The 18,398-nt window shown below is 66.5% G+C and carries 15 protein-coding genes and 2 pseudogenes; 9 read left to right on the top strand and 8 right to left on the bottom strand.

Annotated features, from left to right (window positions below; genetic code table 11):
* The first annotated feature begins 239 nt into the window (after positions 1 to 239).
* Positions 240 to 980, top strand: coding sequence for a GntR family transcriptional regulator (locus BLV94_RS43705; protein WP_072941427.1), 741 nt, complete (start codon positions 240 to 242; stop codon positions 978 to 980).
* A 68-nt stretch (positions 981 to 1,048) separates the two neighbouring features.
* Here the strand turns inward: BLV94_RS43705 and BLV94_RS43710 are convergent, their stop codons facing one another.
* Positions 1,049 to 2,353, bottom strand: a complete 1,305-nt coding sequence (locus BLV94_RS43710) for an MFS transporter (protein ID WP_072941425.1) — start codon at positions 2,351 to 2,353, stop codon at positions 1,049 to 1,051.
* A gap of 457 nt (positions 2,354 to 2,810) precedes the next feature.
* Here BLV94_RS43710 and BLV94_RS43715 point away from each other — a divergent pair, with 457 nt between their 5' ends.
* Positions 2,811 to 4,034: an MmgE/PrpD family protein gene (locus BLV94_RS43715; protein ID WP_072941422.1), complete on the top strand. Its 1,224-nt coding sequence runs from the start codon at positions 2,811 to 2,813 to the stop codon at positions 4,032 to 4,034.
* A 16-nt stretch (positions 4,035 to 4,050) separates the two neighbouring features.
* On the opposite strand, the gene BLV94_RS43720 is transcribed toward BLV94_RS43715, so the two are convergent.
* Positions 4,051 to 4,509, bottom strand: coding sequence for an HD domain-containing protein (locus tag BLV94_RS43720; RefSeq protein WP_072941419.1), 459 nt, complete (start codon positions 4,507 to 4,509; stop codon positions 4,051 to 4,053).
* Positions 4,510 to 4,643: 134 nt separating this feature from the next.
* Positions 4,644 to 5,559: pseudogene (locus BLV94_RS43725) on the bottom strand (GlxA family transcriptional regulator).
* A 152-nt stretch (positions 5,560 to 5,711) separates the two neighbouring features.
* Here BLV94_RS43725 and BLV94_RS43730 point away from each other — a divergent pair.
* The 7 genes and pseudogenes from BLV94_RS43730 to BLV94_RS43760 all read left to right on the top strand — a co-directional run bounded on the left by BLV94_RS43730 (position 5,712) and on the right by BLV94_RS43760 (position 13,006).
* Positions 5,712 to 6,638 (top strand): cyclase family protein, encoded by a 927-nt coding sequence (locus BLV94_RS43730; RefSeq protein ID WP_072941417.1) that lies wholly within the window; start codon positions 5,712 to 5,714, stop codon positions 6,636 to 6,638.
* A 44-nt stretch (positions 6,639 to 6,682) separates the two neighbouring features.
* Positions 6,683 to 8,215, top strand: a complete 1,533-nt coding sequence (locus tag BLV94_RS43735; RefSeq protein ID WP_072941416.1) for a long-chain-fatty-acid--CoA ligase — start codon at positions 6,683 to 6,685, stop codon at positions 8,213 to 8,215.
* Positions 8,216 to 8,329: 114 nt separating this feature from the next.
* Positions 8,330 to 9,568: an ABC transporter substrate-binding protein gene (locus BLV94_RS43740; RefSeq protein WP_072941414.1), complete on the top strand. Its 1,239-nt coding sequence runs from the start codon at positions 8,330 to 8,332 to the stop codon at positions 9,566 to 9,568.
* The gene (locus tag BLV94_RS43745; RefSeq protein WP_072941413.1) at positions 9,565 to 10,350 is read left to right on the top strand and encodes an ABC transporter ATP-binding protein; all 786 of its coding nucleotides are present in this window, start codon (positions 9,565 to 9,567) and stop codon (positions 10,348 to 10,350) included. The genes BLV94_RS43740 and BLV94_RS43745 overlap by 4 nt, the downstream gene beginning before the upstream one ends.
* Entirely contained in the window at positions 10,347 to 11,054 is a 708-nt protein-coding gene (locus tag BLV94_RS43750; protein ID WP_072941411.1) for an ABC transporter ATP-binding protein, read from the top strand. The genes BLV94_RS43745 and BLV94_RS43750 overlap by 4 nt, the downstream gene beginning before the upstream one ends.
* 52 nt (positions 11,055 to 11,106) lie before the next feature.
* Positions 11,107 to 11,945: pseudogene (locus tag BLV94_RS43755) on the top strand (branched-chain amino acid ABC transporter permease).
* Positions 11,942 to 13,006 carry a branched-chain amino acid ABC transporter permease gene (locus BLV94_RS43760; protein WP_072941410.1) on the top strand — a complete coding sequence of 355 codons (1,065 nt, stop codon included), beginning with the start codon at positions 11,942 to 11,944 and terminating at the stop codon, positions 13,004 to 13,006. The pseudogene BLV94_RS43755 and the gene BLV94_RS43760 overlap by 4 nt, the downstream one beginning before the upstream one ends.
* A 71-nt stretch (positions 13,007 to 13,077) precedes the next feature.
* Here the strand turns inward: BLV94_RS43760 and BLV94_RS43765 are convergent, their stop codons facing one another.
* The 5 genes from BLV94_RS43765 to BLV94_RS43785 form a co-directional block, all read right to left on the bottom strand.
* Complete coding sequence (locus BLV94_RS43765) at positions 13,078 to 14,451, bottom strand: phosphotransferase family protein (protein WP_307718311.1); 1,374 nt, start codon at positions 14,449 to 14,451, stop codon at positions 13,078 to 13,080.
* Positions 14,442 to 15,626 (bottom strand): acyl-CoA dehydrogenase family protein, encoded by a 1,185-nt coding sequence (locus tag BLV94_RS43770; RefSeq protein WP_072941408.1) that lies wholly within the window; start codon positions 15,624 to 15,626, stop codon positions 14,442 to 14,444. The genes BLV94_RS43765 and BLV94_RS43770 overlap by 10 nt, the downstream gene beginning before the upstream one ends.
* A 1-nt stretch (position 15,627) precedes the next feature.
* The gene (locus BLV94_RS43775; protein ID WP_072941407.1) at positions 15,628 to 16,014 is read right to left on the bottom strand and encodes a nuclear transport factor 2 family protein; all 387 of its coding nucleotides are present in this window, start codon (positions 16,012 to 16,014) and stop codon (positions 15,628 to 15,630) included.
* A 77-nt stretch (positions 16,015 to 16,091) separates the two neighbouring features.
* Positions 16,092 to 17,015 (bottom strand): hydroxymethylglutaryl-CoA lyase, encoded by a 924-nt coding sequence (locus tag BLV94_RS43780; protein ID WP_072941406.1) that lies wholly within the window; start codon positions 17,013 to 17,015, stop codon positions 16,092 to 16,094.
* Complete coding sequence (locus tag BLV94_RS43785; RefSeq protein WP_072941527.1) at positions 17,012 to 18,277, bottom strand: CaiB/BaiF CoA transferase family protein; 1,266 nt, start codon at positions 18,275 to 18,277, stop codon at positions 17,012 to 17,014. Before BLV94_RS43785 ends, BLV94_RS43780 begins: the two co-directional genes overlap by 4 nt.
* Positions 18,278 to 18,398: the final 121 nt, after the last annotated feature.

Here is an 18,398-nt window from a genome sequence, read left to right on the forward strand (position 1 = left end):
AAGGCGCATTGCAACCGATGTCAGTCCCGGTCCGTGTTCTCCGATATCGGCCAGGACTCGCGCTGTGAGCGGGGTCGCCGGGTGCACAGTGACGCGAGATAGTGTGCCGTTATCTGGAATACCGTGCCGATATCGACTACCGTGGTTCGCGTCCGATCCAGATGGATCGGCCTGCGAAGACAGCACCTCGCGGCGATGGATGATGCCGAAGGGCGACAGGAACGGATCGGTGTGGGCTCATGGGTGACCGTGACAACGAACAAGCGCTGGCGCATCGGCGGTTGTCCCACGCGTTGCGCGAGCAAATCGCCGCAGGCCGCTTCCGCGGTGGTCGCCAGCTTCCCACGGAACTCGAACTTGCCGAACATTATGGATTGAGTCGGCAGACGGTGCGGCGAGCATTCTACGATCTCGTGGCGGATGGCCTGGTGTATCGCGTTCCGGGGAGGGGCACGTTCGTCTCCGAACTGGGGAGTAGGCGTCTCCGGCGGCTCGGAGCGATAGAAGAACTGACCAATCTCCCCGCTGGTACCACCACGGAAATTGTCGCGCCTCTGCGACGTAGGGCCGATATCGAAGCCGCAAGCCGTTTACGCCTCGACAATGACTTCGTCTCCACGATCGCGTATGTACGCCGTTACGCGGGGATCGTGTTCGCGATGACGACCGCCCATCTGCCGGATCTGCACGCGCAGCATCTGTGTGGCAGCGCGGGGACGGAGCCAGGCGCGATCGGAGCGCACACGATCATCGGTCTACTGGAACCCCACCTGGCGTCTCCCGTTGTCGAACTCGTGCAGTCGATCACCGTGGCGCCGGCGTCCGAGGAGACCGCCCATCACCTCGACTGCCCCGTCGGACATCCGCTGTTGCGCGCCGATCGCGTGTATCTCGATTCGGACAGTCGGGCAGTCGAGTTGGCGGTCAGCTACTACCTACCCGAGCACTACACCTACCGAAACACCATAGGCAGAAGTTGAGGGGTCCTTCTCGGGCCGGGGGGCGGCCCGAGAAGGAGCGAACCCCGTGAACAGGGGAGAAATACCGATCAGGATTCTTCGCCTGAAATGTCGCTGCGGAACGTTTCCGGCACCGCTATGGCGCCCAGGAGCGTGATAATCGCGGTGGCCACGATGTACCACGGAAAATACTGGGAATGACCGGCATTGGCCAGGCTAGTTGCAACAAGCGGGACCGTTCCGCCGAAGATTGCCACCGAAAGCGAGTAGGGAAAACCTAGGCCGCTCACTCGTACGTGTGGTGGGAAGTTTTCGACCATCACAGCTGACGTGATCGATGTGCAGAGGCTCAACAACAGTAGCCCGATGAGCTGAATGCATAGCAGAACCGAAAAGTTCGAACTTGTTATCGAGAGCAGGAAAGGCGTCACGATGACGGTGCCGACGCCGAATGCGTACATGCACGGCTTACGTCCATATCTGTCGGAGATCAGCCCGGCCACCGGCTGTGCGAGTGTGTAGAGGATCAGCGTGATGATGCCGACCGTCATCGCGGTGGTGGCAGAGGCGCCGTTCTGGATCTGGAAGTACGTAGTCAGGTACGTCGCCCAAAAATATTGTCCAACACCCATTCCGGTGGCGATTGCAAACACGATCAGGGACTGTCTGGGGTAACGCTGCAGAGCATTGAGCGGGTTGCGGCTGACGGGTGGCGCGCCGCCCTCGTCGGAGACGGTGGACCCGAGGGTTTCCTGCGTCCCGCGGCGAATGTACCAGGCCACGATCGCAGCCAGGGCGCCGACAGCGAAGGGGATTCGCCAACCGTAGTCCCGCATCGCATCTTCACCGATGAGTGCGACGAACACGGTGATGAAGGCGAGACATGTCAACTTTCCTATGCCCGACGCGACGAACATGAAGCTCGAGTAGAAACCACGTCGGCCGGCGGGTGCGGATTCGACGATGAAGGCACCGGCCGTCGTGTATTCCCCTCCAGCGGACAATCCCTGCAGGATGCGGGCAACAGTGAGGATTATGGGCGCGGCGACACCGATCTGGCTGTACGTGGGGCAGACGGCGACAAGTAGGCTGCCGCCGGCCATGAGGCTGATGGTGAGGCTCAACGCTCGCCGCCTGCCGTACCGATCTGCAAATAGTCCGATGAAGAGCCCCGCCAGCGGACGTGCGAGGAACCCGACGGCAAAGACGCCGAATGCGCTCAGGAGCGGCACCAGCCCCGACTCGGAGGAAGGAAAGAAGGAAGATGCGAAATAGACCGCGAGGTAGGAGTACGCGAGGAAATCGAAGAACTCGACCGAGTGTCCGATAGTACCCGCGATCAACTGTCGCCTCGGGTTCGAGATGGCCGCTGTATCGGATGTTTCTATCTTCATTGCGAAGCGTCTTTCTGTGAAGGCGTTGCTCGTGATTCTGGAAGGCTCTTGGCTGCCTGTGGCCCGATGACGTTCCATTCGTGGGAGAGTCTTGGGGGACTGACCACCCGGACCCGTGGCTTCGATCAGCGCATCGGGAAACTTTGCGATCGGCGCGAGCCCGTCGCATGGGCGTAGGCAGTGAAGCTGACATCGTCGTGCTGAAGAGCGGCACGGTGTATCGAATAGTGAGTATCGTGCTTCGGATCACATTCTGTCAAGAACGGCTCACCGGTTTCATCTGCGGGTGAAGTGTGTTGATCTGCAAATCAGATAGGCCAGCGCGAGTAGTGCACGCACAGGGGACTTCCCGAGTGAACTCGTGGGTGCCTTCTTGAAGGCTGTGCCGTTGGACGGTATGGTGTGCCATTAGTCTAGCTGGGCGCACCGAGCGCACCGGTGGGTGAAGGAGTGGGCTATGACGATTGCGCCGCACGAATCAACTGATGCCATCGCGCATGATCTCGCAGGGTGGGCCGTCGGTATCGAGTCAGGGGCCGCGGATCTCGATCTCGCTCGACGTGCTCTGGTCGACACCGTTGCAGTGACCCTTGCTGCACTGGATGATCCGGCAGATGCGTGGACGGATGGTCTGCCGGCTGCGCTGCGCTGGGCAGCGGTCGGCCACGTGCTCGATTTCGACGATCTGCACATACCCTCCACAACCCACATCAGTGTGGTGTGCGTTCCCGCCACGTTGGCGGCGGGCGGCGGTGGGCGGGAGTACCTGGCTGCGGCGGGTGTGATGGCACGTCTGGGTACCGCGCTCGGTTGGAACCACTACACACAGGGGTGGCACACCACCGCGACGGTCGGTGCCATCTCGGCTGCTGTCGCAGCCGGGCTGTCGCTCGGACTCGATTCTCACGGTATCACTACTGCGATGGCGCACGCCGTCCCCGCCGCAGGTGGCGTCCGCCAAGCATTCGGCACCGCAGGCAAGTCGATGCAGGTCGGATTCGCGGCTCAGGCTGGTGTGCGTGCGGCCAGACTCGCCGCTGCCGGGGCGACCGCCGACCCTCGTGCTGTCGGTGAATGGTTCCGGCTCGTCGGCGGGCGGAGATCCCCGCAGGTCGAAGGTCCCATCATTCCGGATGGTCTCGGGCTGAAGCTTCACCCATGTTGCTACGCGCTCCAGCGTCCAATCGCGGCGGTTCGGTCGCTTGGTTCGTTATCGATCGACGACATCGCCCGCATACGGGTGCACACTCCGCGCAGCGCGGTTTTGCCGTTGATATACAACTTTCCGAGTTCGGGTCTGGAAGGTAAGTTCTCGCTGAACTATGGCATCGTGGCAGCCCTGCTGGACGGGTTCCCCGATATCGGGAGCTTCACCGACGCTGCTGTGCAGCGGCCGGAAGTGCGGAGCAATCTCGACCGCGTCAGTCTGGTCGCCGAGCCCGTGGGCGAGGGGGTGCTCGATGGAGACTGCACGGTAGTTGTCGAACTCCGCGACGGATCACAACTCGAGGCCGTGGTCGACCTGCCTGTGGGGCATCCGCGCCGGCCTGCATCCGTCGCCGATTTCGAAGCCAAGGTTCGAGGGTGTGTCGGTGATGAACGGGCGGCCGAGATAGTCAACCTGGACTGGATTTCGGCGGCGGCGTTGTTGCAACGTCATCTGCCGGGCGGTGTCAACTGAAGAATCGGGTCGGAAATCACTCGGACCAAGCGGAATTCACGATCACACCGACGAAGTCGCCCGGGACGAAGCCGGGCACGAAGTGTGCCAGCACATCGGCCTTCACGTTGCCGAATGTGGTGTCCGGTCGGTCTTCGAGTCCGTTCGTGAAGGCAGCGAGGATCTCGTTCTTGAAGTTCGGCCGCGGGTGGGAGGCGACGACGGCGCCGCGTTCCTCGTCGGCGCCGTCGACCTCGAATCGCTGATCCGTGCGGCGGTATTTCGTCGTGAGGCCGAGGTCGTGGAACATTGCCCCGACGTACAGCGGTTCGGGATCGAACGTGAGCTTCTGGTGACGGGCTCGGAGGGAACCGACTAGGAACACGCGGCGGGAGTGGTGGTAGATCAACGGGTTCGCTGCCTCCCGCACCAGTTCGGTTGCTTCGGCGACGAGGGCGGTGTCGGGAATGTCGATGCCTGCGACGGTGTCGGCCATGCGGTGCTCGCTTTTCGAAAGTAGTGGTCCGTGGGTTGCGGCTGCTCTACTTCACGGTGTCCTGGTCAACCGCGGCGGAAACCGGCATTCCGGCCTACTTCCGCACAGATCGGGACGTGTCCTGCCGAGTGCTCTCAGCGCTGGGAGGAGTGGAATCGCTGCCGATACGCCCGGGGCGACACCCCGAGGTGCTGGATGAAACTGCGTCGTAAGGTCTCCGGGCTGCCGAATCCGCTGTGCTGCGCCGCGGAAGTCACGGCGTGTCCTGCATCGAGCGTGGCTTTGGCGGTGTCGAATCGGCTCAGCTCTACGTACTTGGCCGGGGTGGTGCCCAGCTCGTCCTGGAACAGACGGGTCAGATGCCGGGGACTGACGTTGGCGCGTTCGGCGAGCCGGGTGATGGAGTGGTGGTCATCCGCGGTCCGCGCATGCTGGGGGAGAACTGCGACTGACCTCCTGGTCGCTGCAGGAAAACCACGAGGGACTGGGCTACCGCTCGTGCCAGTTCGGCACCGTGATCGCGTTCGACGAGTGCCAGGGCCAAGTCGATGCCGGCGGTGACACCCGCCGAGGAGAAGATGGTGCCCTCCTCGACGAAGATCGCGTCGGGTTCGACGGCGATCCGGGGATATCCGCGCGAGAGGGTATCCGCGTGCTGCCAGTGGGTGGTCGCGCGCCGGCCGTCGAGGAGCCCAGGATGAACGCACGGGTGCAGATCGGGGCCATCCGGTCGGCGTTGCCGGCCAGCACGGTGGCTGCACCGGCGCGTTCCGGGCTCACCGGCGTGTACGGAAATACGTCGCCGCCCATCACTAGCGCGGTGGACAGGCGGCCCGTGTCCGCGGCGTCGACGTCGACGTCGACGTCGACGTCGACCGAGATCCGCATCCCGGTGGACGCGGTCACGTCGACCGCCCCGACCGGGCACAGGACCAACTCGTATGTGGCGCCGATTCGATTGGCCTCCGTGAAGACCTCGGATGGACCGGCGACGTCGAGCATCTTCACGCCGTCGAACACGAGCACGCCGACACGGTGGGGCACATCCATGAGCTCATCCTCCTCGCATCACGGTTTCAATGGTCTGCGGGCTCGGACGTTTCCGTAGTCCCGGTATTGACACCGGGGGTGCCGGGGGTCACAATTCACGAAGTTGACATGACTGTCACGTCATACTTTGTTCGATTGCCCGAGGAGGCAGGATGACCACGTCCATATCCGACATGCGAGAACTGGGCCGGCGGTTGAGCAACTGGGGGCGCTGGGGCGCCGGCGACGAGCGTGGAACCACGAACCTCATCACGCCCGAGCGTGTGGCGGCTGCCGCTGCGCTGATTCGGACCGGCACGATATTCGAATTGGGCATCCCACTCGACGGGGACGGGCCCCAGCCGGGAGGCAATCGGATCAACCCGATCAGGCTGATGGCCGAGAACGGGCAGGAGCAGGTGCTCCCCGGAGGCTTCAAATGGGCCGACGACTACGTCTTCATGCCGCTGCAGGCGGGCTCGCAGTACGACTCCCTGTCCCATGTGCACTACGACGATCAGCTCTACAACGGTCATCCCGGTACGGGGGTCACCGTCAAGGGTGCCGACAAGTGCGGGATCCACACTCAGGCGAAGGGGATCGCCGGTCGCGGCGTGCTGCTCGACGTCGCGAGGACGCGCGGTGTGGAGTGGCTCGAGGCCGGGACGGCGATCACTCCGGACGAACTCGACGCCGTCGTCGCCGCACAGGACGTCGAGGTCGGTCCGGGCGACATCGTGCTGATCCGCACCGGTTGGCGCGCAAAGTTTCTCGCCGACCACGATCCAGCAGGATTCATGGCGGGTGAGCCGGGTTTGAGTCTGTCGTGCGCCACGTGGCTGCGGGAGCGCGACGTCGCGGTCGTGGGCTCGGACAACTGGGCGGTCGAGGTGATGCCCGGCGAGAATCCGGGGGCGTTGTTCGAGCTTCACATGGTGCTGATCCGCGACATGGGTATGACCCTTGCCGAGTTGCTCGACTTCGAGGAGCTTTCCGCAGCCTGCGCCGCCGACGGCCTGTACGACTTCTTCTATGCCGGACCGCCTCTGCAGTTCACCCGCGGGGTGGGGTCGCCGATCAACCCGCTCGCGATCCGGTGAGCACCAAGTCCACCACCACCTCATCCGTTCCAAGGAGAAACTGAATGCTGGTCAGCGACATCGTCGAGTACGGCGCGCGCAAGCATCCCGACCGGATCGCGCTGCGATTCGAGGACGAGGCAGTGACCTACGCCGAGCTGCGTGATCGCAGCCGACGGCTCGCGGGTGCACTGCTCGGTGTTGCCGCGCCGGGGGACCGGGTCGCGATCCTGTCCACCAACTGCACCGAGTATTTCGACTGCTACTACGGTGTGCCGATGGCCGGGATGGCCTTGACCATCCTCAACTTCCGTCTGCATCCCGACCAGATTGCCGCGTTGATCGAGCATTCGGGTGCCACCGTGCTCATCGTGGCCGAAGAGTTCGCCGGCGCTGTCGACCAGATTCGCGGTTCTATCCCGTCGGTGCACACGATCGTCTCGATCGGGGCCGCGCCGGGAACCGTCGGCTGGGACGAGTTCGTCGGTGCCGGACCCGCGCAGGCGCCGACGGTTCGGCCGGCACCGGACGACATCGCGTGGCTGGTCTACACGTCCGGCACGACCGGGACACCGAAGGGTGTGATGATCAGCCACCGCAACCTGGTCAGCGGGATCACGTCCTCGGCGCTGCAGTGGGCTCTGCCGGAGGACACGGTCTTCTTGTTCTGTTTCCCGCTGTGCCATGTCGGCGGGTACGTGACGTTGCTCAACCACCTGATGGGGAGCACCGTCGGCATCGTCCGCGCCTACGACAATGCGACGTTCCTGCGTCTCGTGGAGCAATGGCAGGTCACACAGACCGGGCTGGCACCCACGATGATCAACTTCCTGCTCCAGGATCGGGCCCTTGCCGACCACGATCTCAGCACCCTGCAAGCGATCGGGTACGGATCGTCGGCGATCCCGGCGCAGGTGCTGCGGCAGGGACTCGAACGTCTCCGCTGCGACTTCTATCAGGGCATGGGAATGACGGAACTCGCAGGCAACGTGCTCCACCTCGACTACGACGCGCATCGGCGCGCTGCCGGCGGTGAGAGCAGATTACTTGCCGCCGCAGGAAAACCCATGCGCCTGGTCGACATCCGCATCGTCGACGACGCCATGCGCGACGTGCCCACCGGGCACGTGGGGGAGATGGTGGTCCGCGGCGACCAGGTGATGACCGGCTACTGGCGCGATCCGGACGCGACCGCGGCCGCGTTCACCGACGGCTGGTTCCACACCGGTGACCTGGTCCGACGCGACGACGAGGGCTTCGTCTACATCGTCGACCGGAAGAAGGACCTGATCATCAGTGGCGGCGAGAATGTCGCCTCTCTGACCGTCGAGCAGGCCCTCTACCGTCACCCCGCGGTCGCCGAGGCCGCGGCGATCGGCGTCGAGGACGACACCTGGGGCGAACTGGTTTGTGCGGTCGTCGTTCTCCGCGACGGCGCCACGGCCACCGCGGACGACATCATCACCGCTTGCCGGGAACAGCTCGGCGGATTCCAGGTGCCCCGCCGGGTCGAGTTCGTCGACACCCTGCCCCGGAATGTCACCGGGAAGATCCTCAAACGCGATCTGCGCGAACGCTTCTCCCACACCACGGTCTAGTCCCTCTCACCGCGCACGGCGGCGACGATTCTCGTCGCCGCCCGCTGCGCGCTGCCGAAAACAACCCCGCTGGAACGTCTTCCGTCCCTGTGACTTCCCTCTAACGGAGCAACCATGAAACGTATCCTCGCCACGGGCCTGACAGCCCTGTGCGCCACCGCGGCCCTGACCGCATGTTCTGGCCGAGATGACACCGCGACCGCCGCAGGCGGCTGCGACCCCGGCATCACCGACACCGAGATCCACTTCGGCACCAGCCTGGTCCAGTCGATCGCAGGACCCCAGGCGACCGCGGCGTCCGCCCTGTTCGACGAGATCAACGCCGCCGGCGGCGTCGCGATGGGTGATGGCAAGTCTCGCAAGATCGTCTACACCGCACTCGACGACGGATACGACCCGGCGCGCACGGTCGGCAACGTCCGATCGCTGGTCGAACAGCAACACGTCTTCGCGATCCAGAACCTGATCGGCACCGCCTCGACCCTCGCGGTCGTCGACTACCTCGCCCAGAAGAACGTCCCGCTGGTGTTCCCCATGACCGGCACCGACGAACTGCTCACCACCCCCGACGAACGGCCCGTGGTCGCCGGCGCGGTGAACCCGCAGACCGGCTGGGAGGTCGCCGAGCGGGCGAAACAGATCCTTCGCGATCACCCGCAAGGCAAGGTCGCGGTGTTGTACTCGAACGACAGTCTGGGCAACGGCAGTCTCGACGCCCTGAAGTCCGCCCTCGACGGGAGCGGCACACAGATCGTCGCCGAGCAGTCGTACGAACAGACCACACCGTCCGTGGACTCGCAGGTGGTCAACCTCGCGAACTCCGGGGCCGACGTGTTCGTCAACTTCGCCACCGCCGGCTTCGTGACGCAGTCTCTGAAGAAGGCCCACGAGTTGAGCTGGAAGCCGGAGACCTACATCTACTCCGGCGCCACCGACACCAACTTCGTCCTCGCACCGGCGGGCCTCGACGCCGCCGAGGGCGTGCATTCGTTCTACTGGATCTACGACGTCAGCAGCACCGACCACGACCAGGTGCCGGGCGTGCAGGAATGGCGCGCTTTCGCCGATCGGCACGCCGGCGCGTTCAAGTCCTCCGACACCATCGCCGCCACCGGTTACAACACCGCTCAGCTGCTGGTGGCCGCACTCGAACAGATGAAGGGGTGCACCCGCGCCGATCTGCTCGATTCCGTCCGGAATCTGCACGCGGTCACCACCGACCTGTCCATCGACGGCGTCACGTTCGACACGAGCGCGGACTACCCGTACGCAATCACGTCGATGGCGCCGATGACGTTCCGCGACGGCAGCTGGCACTACGACGCTGTGGTCACGCGCAGCGCCGAACGATGACCGCCCGGCCACCGGATGTGCCCACGCTGAAAGTCAGCGACGTCCGGTTGCGGTTCGGAGGAGTCGTCGCCCTCGACGGACCGTCGTTCACGATCGAGCCCGGACAGATCGTCGGGCTGATCGGCCCGAACGGCGCCGGGAAGACTACCTTGTTCAACTGCATCAGCAGGCTCTACGAACCGGATTCGGGACAGATCGCGTTCGGGGGCACCGACCTGCTCGCGCTGTCGGCGGACGGGGTCGCCGACGCCGGGATCGCGCGCACCTTCCAGAACATCGGCTTGTTCCCGACGATTTCGGTGCTCGACAACATCCTCACCGGGGCCTACTCGCGCACCCGGGCGGGCTTCGTCGCCACCGCTCTCGGACTGCCGCGCACCCGCAGGGAGGAGGCAGGCGAACGGGACGAGGCCTGGGCTCTGCTCGAGTCGATGAATCTCGCGCACGTCGGCCGCGAACCGGCAGGCAACCTGCCCTACGGCACCCTGAAACGGGTCGAGCTCGCACGGGCACTGATGCAACGACCTCGCCTGCTGATGCTCGACGAACCGGCGAACGGACTGATCCACGAGGAGGTCCTCGAACTCGCCGAGACGGTCCGCCGGTTGCGCGACGAGCGCGGATTCTCGGTGCTGCTCGTCGAGCATCACATGGCCATGGTGATGTCGATCTCCGACCGGGTGGTGGTACTGAACTTCGGGCAGAAGGTCACCGAGGGCGAACCGGCAGAGGTCGCTGCTCACCCCGAGGTCATCGAGGCGTACCTGGGCGGTGCGGCATGAACCTGCTCACCGTGGAAAACCTGCATGCCCGATACGGCCGTGCGGAAGTGCTGCACGGCATCGACTTCCAGGTACCGGCAGGGGAGGTGACCGTGGTACTCGGCGCGAACGGCGCAGGCAAGACCACCATCCTCCGATCGATCTGCCAGATGGTCCGCACCAGCGGGTGCATCAGGCTCGACGGCCGCGACATCACCGGCATGCGCACCGACCGGATCGCCCGGCTCGGTGTGGCCCATGTTCCGCAGGGCCGCGGCACCTTCGGCACCCTGACGGTGGAGGAGAACCTTCGCGTCGGGGGATTCACGACGTCGGCGGCGATCACCGACCGGGCCGTCGAGCACTGGTACGACTTCTTCCCGCGACTACGCGAGCGACGTAACCAGCAGGCGGGCGGGCTCAGCGGCGGTGAACAGCAGATGCTCGCGATCGCCCGCGCGCTGGTGGCCGGGCCGCGTCTGCTGCTGCTCGACGAACCGTCCCTCGGCCTGGCCCCGCGCATCACGCAGGAGGTTTTCCGTGCGCTCGGCCGGATCAGCCAGGAGACCGAGACCACGATCCTCGTGGTCGAACAGAACGCGCACCTCGCCCTCGAGATCGGCACGTCCGCGGTTCTCGTCGACGCGGGCCGAGTCGTCGCCCAACGCCCCGCCGCCGGATTGGCGCACGACGAGTCGGTGCGACGCGCCTACCTCGGCTACTGAGCACAGGAGAGTGGTCATGGATGTATTTCTCCAACAATTGGTGGACGGGCTCATGTGGGGCGCCCTGTACGGCGCGTTCGCGCTGAGCATCGTCCTGGTCTACCGCGCATCGGGAATCGTCAACTTCGCGCAGGGCGAGATGGCGATGTTCTCGGCGTTCTTCGCCTGGCAGTTCCACGCATGGGGTGTGCCGCTGTACCTCGCCGTCCTCGGCGCGATGGCGGTCGCCTTCGTCGGCGGAGCCGCCACCGAACGGGTACTGATCCGGCCGCTGGCATCGTCGCCGAACCACATGCCGCTGGTCATCATCACCCTCGGCCTGATGCTGGTGCTCAACAGCGCCGCCGGCTGGATCTGGGGCGTGCAGAGCAAGGAGTTCCCGGCGATCGTGTCCGGGCCGGTGCTCACGCTCGGTCCGGTTGCGGTTTCCCAGCAGTCGCTGGTCATCGTCGTCGTGGTCGCGGCGCTGCTGTTCGTCCTGTTCCAGCGGACGAAAGTCGGGCTGGCGATGCGGCGGCGGCAGACAACCCGGACTCGGCGCAGCTGATCGGCGTGCCCGTCGGCCGGATGCTCATGATCGGCTGGGGCCTCGCCGCGACCATCGGAGCCCTCGCCGCCTCCCTCGCGGCGCCGCAGCTGTTCCTGCAACCGAACATGCTCGTCGCCTCGCTGATCTACGCCTTCGCCGCCGCCGTCCTCGGCGGCCTCGACAGCCCGGTCGGTGCACTCGTCGGCGGATTGTGCGTGGGTGTCGCGGAAAACCTTGCCGGCACCTACATTTCCTGGATCGGCCACGACTTCAAACAGGCCGTGGCGTTGGCCCTGATCCTCGGTGTGTTGCTCCTCAAACCCGAGGGTCTGTTCGGTGCACGGAAGGTGGCCCGAGTATGAGAATCGTCGAACTGCTTCGCCGTCCCCGCGCCGAACTCGATCCACCACGGTGGCTGGCGAGAGCGACGGTCGCGGTGGTGCTCCTCGTGACGGCCGTGGCGCCGTTGGTGTCGGCGCCGTACGTCAACTTCGATCGATCCATGGTGCTGGTGTACGTGGTGGTCGGGCTGGGACTGAACCTGCTGACCGGCAACACCGGTCAGATCTCTCTCGGCCACGGCTTCTTCTTCGCCGTCGGTGCGTACCTCAGTGCCGTGCTGGTCGAGAATCACGACGTCCCGTACCTGCTGCTCCTTCCGGTCGCGTTCGCGGTCTGTTTCGTGATCGGGTACCTGTTCGGCCTGCCCGCCCTGCGCCTCCACGGACTTCAGTTGGCGCTCGCCACTCTAGGGCTGGCACTGGTCACCCCGGCGGTGATCAAACGGTTCGAGCACGTCACCGACGGCCAGGCGGGAATTAACATCGCCGGCGCCGAACCCCCGGCATTCAGCGGACTCGAACGCGACCAGTGGGTGTACTACCTGTGCCTGGTGGTGGCGCTGATCGCCTTCTTCGTGGTCCGGCGACTCTCCACCGGCCGGATCGGTCGATCACTGATCGGGATCCGGGACTACGAGGCCGTCGCCACCACGCTCGGCGTCCCGGCCACCCGCACGAAGACGACGGTGTTCGCGCTCAGCGCGGCCTTCGCCGGCATCGGCGGCGTGCTCTACAGCTTCGTGGTCCAGTACGTCGGCCCCGAGGCATTCGGGCTCCCGTTGGCGATCGCCTTCATCACCATGATCGTCATCGGTGGCCTCGGCACCGTCCCCGGTGTGGTGTTCGGGGCGTTCTTCGTGCAGTACGTGCCGCAGTGGACAGCGGAGATCAATCAGTCGGCGGCGGGCATCACGTACGGTGCGGCGTTGATCGTCTTCATCTTCGTGATCCCGTACGGGCTGATCAGTGTGATCCGGTGGGTGCTGGGGCCGCTGGTGAGCAAGATACCCGGCGCTCGCCGACACAGGCGGGCTGTGTCTTCGGTCGACGAGGATCCGCTGGAGCTGGTCGCCTCCCACTGACGATCTGTGGTGGGCTCGAAACGGGAAGTGCCCGGCGGACGAATCCGCCGGGCACTTCCCGCTTTTCGCAGCTATGCGTTCATGTGCCGGGGATTGGCCACCCGCAGGCGGGCCACAACGGCGATCGAGATCGCCCGGAGCACGCTGTCGTCGAGGTAGTCGAGAGCCCCCGCGCGAATCCGTGCGGCAAGCTCGGCCTCGGACGCGCATCCGAGTGCACCGAGGGCGCCGTCGAGCAGGGAATCGGCGCCGTTCCCGGCATCGAGTTCACGCCCCGCGGTGCGCAACAGGTTGACGCAGATCCGCAGGAGATACCGCTCCCGCTCGTGCGTTCCGTCGAGGGCCGGTCCGAGGTCGTCGGCCACAGTGCCGGCCACGAGGTCGAGGATCTCCGGGACACTGGGCCTGTCGTGCACGGTGCGCCCGGGTGGCGCCGGCGGGGGAGCGGTTGCGGCGTCGTCGAGCAGTCCGAGGACGTCGAGCAGGTCGTACTCGGATTCGCAGACCCGGCGTCCGATGGCCGCCAGTTCGAGGGACCGCTCGGCCCCGCCGAGGTGACGTTCGGCCTGAAACCTGCTCAGCACCAACCATCTCACGGTTCCGAACGTTTCCCACCAGTGCAGTTCGGGCAACGACGGCCTCGTCCCGGTGGCCTTCTCGTAGCCGTCCAGGAGCTGGTCGCGGGCGCCGATTCCGGCGACGGGCTCATCCGCGCCGAACCGCCACGCCCGCACGCACAGCCAGCCGAGGTCCTCGACGGGGTTACCGAGGTGGGCGAGTTCCCAATCGAGCACTCCGCGGATGCCGGTTCCGTCGACGAGAAGGTTTCCGATCCGGAAGTCGCCGTGTACCAAAGCCTGCGGTCGCGACGGTGGACGGTGGTCACGCAACCATCGCAGACCCACCTCGACCGCGGGCCGGGGTTCGCCGAGGTCGCGGTAGGTGGCCTCGAGCGCGTCCACCGGGTCGGTGGTGTCGAGGACGGCGAGAGAGTCCAGGGGAGTGCGGTGGATCAGGCCGAGGACGAAACCCATGTCCTCGGCGAGACGGCTGCGCACCTCGTCGAAGGCGGGGTCCCGCTGCAGTTTCCGGGGGAGTGATTCGCCCTCCACCTTGTTCATGATCAGGTACGGGGCGTCGATGCCGGGTGCGGTGTCCCCGGAAGCGAGGACGGTGGGCACCGGCACGCCCGCGGCGGCGGTGGCCCGCAGGCACGCCACCTCCGCGCGCATCCGGGCGGCGTCGCCGTGCCCGGGCGGGTCGCGGCGCAACACGACGGGCAGGGGTTGCCCGTCCGGGCCGTCGGCGTCGACGGCCCACACCTGCCGGCTGGCGCCGCCGGTCAGCTGCCGGGGTTCCCCGACCGTGGCGTCCATGCCGTAGGCGGCGGTCAGGACGGCGCGGATGCCGTCCGCGAGGGCTACGGGAGCGTCGGTCATCGCCATGGTGCAGCCTCGGGATCGCGCAGCAACCGGCGGGCGGTCGACATGCGGTGAACTTCGTCGGGACCGTCGTAGATGCGGGCGTACCGCGCCTGCCGGTACATCCGCTCGAGTGGGGTATCGGCGGTCAGGCCGAGCGCCCCGTGAATCTGGATGGCCCGGTCCACGACGTCGTGGAGCATGCGGGCGCCCCAGAATTTCACCAGCCCGATGCGCACCCTGGCGTCCTCCCCGGCGTCCATCGCGCGAGCGGCATCGAGAGTCATGAGCCGGGCGGCGTGGATCTGGGCGGCGGATTCGGCGATGTAGCGGTGCACTTCGCCCTTCTCCGCGAGCAGTGAGCCGTGGGCGTAGCGGGTGTTCGCGCGGGCACACATCAACTCGTATGCGCGCTGAGCCTGCCCGAGCCACCGCATGCAATGGAATATCCGGCCGGGGCCGAGCCGGTCCTGGGCCACCGCGAAGCCCTTGCCGCGTTCGCCGAGGAGATTGGCGGCGGGGACGTGCACATCGGTGAGCCGGACCTCGTAGTGATCACTCGGGTCGTGCCCCATCGTCGGGATCGACCGGACGATCTGGAATCCGGGGGTGTCGGTCGGCACGATGATCGCGCTGATGCGCTCGTGCCTCGGGGCGGTGTCGGGTTCGGTCCGGGCGAAGACCGAGCAGTAGCCGGCGTCCTTTACGCCGGTGGTGAACCATTTGTGTCCGTTGATGATCCAGGTGTCGCCGTCGAGGTCGGCGCGTGTCTCGATGAGGGTGGGATCGGATCCCGCCGCGTCCGGTTCGGTCAACCCGACGGACGGCAGGAATTCCCCGGCGACCAGCGGGGGAATCCATCGCTGCCGTTGCTCGGGAGTGCCGTGTTTGTGCAGCATCAGGGTGTCCTGCATGGACACCGAGCCGACGGCCAACTGGCCGAACTCCGAGCGTCCGATGATCTCGTTGAGATGCACGAAGTCGAGGAACGGGACACCGCCACCGCCGAGTTCGGCGGGATGGCCGAGCGCCCACAAACCGAGTTCCTTGGCCCTCGAACGTAATTCGTCGATGGCCACGTGAGCGGGGCCGTCCTCGTTCACCAGGATGGGTTCGGCGGGGATGACGGCGTCGTCGATGAACGAGCGCATCCGCGCGCACAGTTCGGGGAGCGGGACGGCGGAACGGGTTTCGGACATGTCAGCGCTCCCGTCGCCGGCCGGCCTGCGCGCGCAGGGGCGAGGTGGCGGCGGAGTCGACGTATTCGTCGATACGGGTGATCCGGCCGTCGTCGACGCGGACAAACAGGCACGCAGGCACCTCCAGCGGTCCGTGGCCGGGCAGCGTGGCGCGCAGGACGTGCTGCTGGGCAAAGCCGTTTGGCAACTCGTGGCGGCGGATGTCCTCGTAGCGCAGGTCCTCGAGTGTGCGCGAGAGCCAGTGCAGCACCCTCAGGTTCTCGGTGACCGTCTGCTCGCGTCCGTCGTCGTTGTGCCAGATCCGCGCGTCCGGTGCGTACAGCGCGGTCAGTGTCGTCTCGTCGCCGTCACCGACGGCGGCGAAGAAGCGATCAGCCAGCTCGTTCATGCGAAAATCCGTCTCTTCCGTGTGGTGCTGCCCGCGGCGCAGCGGAGTGTTCCGTCGCGGTGTCGGCAGCGAGGTGGTCAATTGCAGGCGGTGTCGGCGGGGACCGGTCGACCCCCGGCCGCGAGCAGTCTGCCTGCGAGGGATTTGCCGAGCAGGCGCCCGGCCAGTCGAGCGGCGTCGAGTTCGATGTCGATGTCGATGCCGGTGGTGATGCCGCCGTCCTCGAACATGTAGGCCAGTTCCTCGGTGGCGATGTTGCCGCTCGCGCCCGGCGCGAAGGGGCACCCACCGAGCCCGCCGACGGAGGCGTCGAACTGGCGGATGCCCGAGGTGTATGCGGCCCACGCGTTCGCCAGGCCTTGGCCGCGGGTGTCGTGCAAGTGCAGGCCGAGGTCGACGCCCGGGGCGGCGGCGCGCACCCGGGCGAGCACGTCTGTGGTGCGCACCGGCGTCGCGGTCCCGATGGTGTCGGCGACCGACACCGCATCGGCACCCGAAAGAACTGCACGCCGCGCGATGTCGGCCACGCGCTCCGGTGGGGTGGGTCCGTCGAATGGGCAGTCGAACGCGATGGCGACGATCACTTCGAGTGTGCCGCCCGCCTGGTGAATCAGTTCGGCGACGGGGGTGATCAGCGCGATCGACTCCTCGCTGCTGCGGCCGACGTTGGCCCGGCTGTGCCCGTCGGACGCGGAGACGACGTACTCGAGGCGGGTCAGACCCGCTGCGAGTGCTCGCTTGACGCCGCCGAGTCCGGCAACCAGCGCCGAGAAGGTGACGTGTGGCCAGCGGCCGAGTTGGGCGGCGACGGCCTCGGCGTCGGCCAGCGCCGGGACGGCCCGCGGGGAGACGAAGGACGTGACCTCGATGCGCCGGACACCGGTCGCGGCGAGCGCGTCGATCAGCTCCAGCTTGGCGGCGGTGGGAATGGGCTTCTCGATCTGCAGTCCGTCGCGGGGCCCGACCTCCCGGATGTCGACCTCCGGTGGAATCGCGGTCACGAGATCGTGCCCTGCTCGCGCAGTGCGGTGAGTCGGTCGGCGTCGTAGCCGAGGATTTCGGTGAGCACCTCGTCGGTGTGGGTGCCCGGGCGGCTGGGCCCACCCCAGCGGACCCCGCCCGCGGTCTCGCTGAGTTTCGGGATCACCCCGACTCCCTTCACCGGCTCCGGATCGAATCCGGTGTCGCCGGGCCCGAGGGAGGGGTCGACGTGGTCGACGAAGATCTCGCGGGCGTTGAACTGGGGATCGGCCATCACCTCGGCGACCGTGTTGACCGGGCCCGTGACCACCTCGAACTTGGTCAGCAGCTCGATCAGCTCCGCCGCGGGGAAGCCGGCCGCCCACTCGGCGATCAGGGTGTCGAGCTCGTCCTGGTGATCACCGCGCGCGGTGTGGGTGGCGTAGCGCGGATCGGTGGCGAGGTCGGGGCGGCCCATCGCAGCGGACAGACGCGCGAACAGCGTGTCCTGGTTGGCCGCGATGATCACCCACAGTCCGTCCTGCGTGCGATACAGATTGGACGGTGCGACGCGGTCGAGGCGGGTGCCGGAGGGTTGCCGGACGTGACCGGTCTTGTGGTAGTCGGGAACGGTGGACTCCTGGATGGCGAGTGCGGCCTCGGTGAGCGCGGCATCGACGATCTGTCCCCGTCCGGTGCGTCCGCGCGCGATGAGCGCGGCGAGGACACCCTGGAAGGCGAACATCCCGGCGAGGCTGTCGCCGAGCGAGAGCGCGATCCGCGGGGGCGCCTGGCCGGGAAATCCGTTGAGGTGCCGCAAGCCGCTGATGCCCTCGGCCACCGACGCGTATCCGGGACGCGCGGCGTACGGACCGGTCTGGCCGTATCCGGAGACCCGGGCCAGGACCAGCCGCGGGGAAATTTCCCGGAGGACGTCGTAGCCGACGCCCCAGCGCTCGAGGGTGCCGGGCCGGAAGCTCTCGACGACGACATCGGCGGTGGCGACGAGGTCGAGGAAGATCCGCCGGCCGGCCTCGGTGCGCAGGTCGAGGTTCACGCACCGTTTGTTGCGGGCGTGCACCGACCAGAAGTATTGGTGACCGCCCTCGGCCTGGCCCCAGTCCCGCAGGGGGTCGGGACGATCGGGGGCTTCGATCTTGATGACGTCGGCGCCCATGTCACCGAGGAGGCGTCCGCAGTACGGGCCTGCGATGAGGGTGCCCAGTTCGAGTACCCGCAGGCCGTCGAGCGCTCCCGGCGGTGTGTCGGTGGTAGCGGACGCGAACGGTGGGTGCGTTGTCATTGTGCGTGCCTTCGGGGAGATCGGAACAACGGCCGAGTCGACGAGATCGATCGGTCGGCCGTTGCTCAGTCGATGGTGAGGGGTGTGCAGGAAGCGCACCGTCGGGATCGTGACCCGGCAC

Origin of the sequence: Rhodococcus koreensis (assembly GCF_900105905.1) — a bacterium.
Classification (GTDB): domain Bacteria; phylum Actinomycetota; class Actinomycetes; order Mycobacteriales; family Mycobacteriaceae; genus Rhodococcus_F; species Rhodococcus_F koreensis.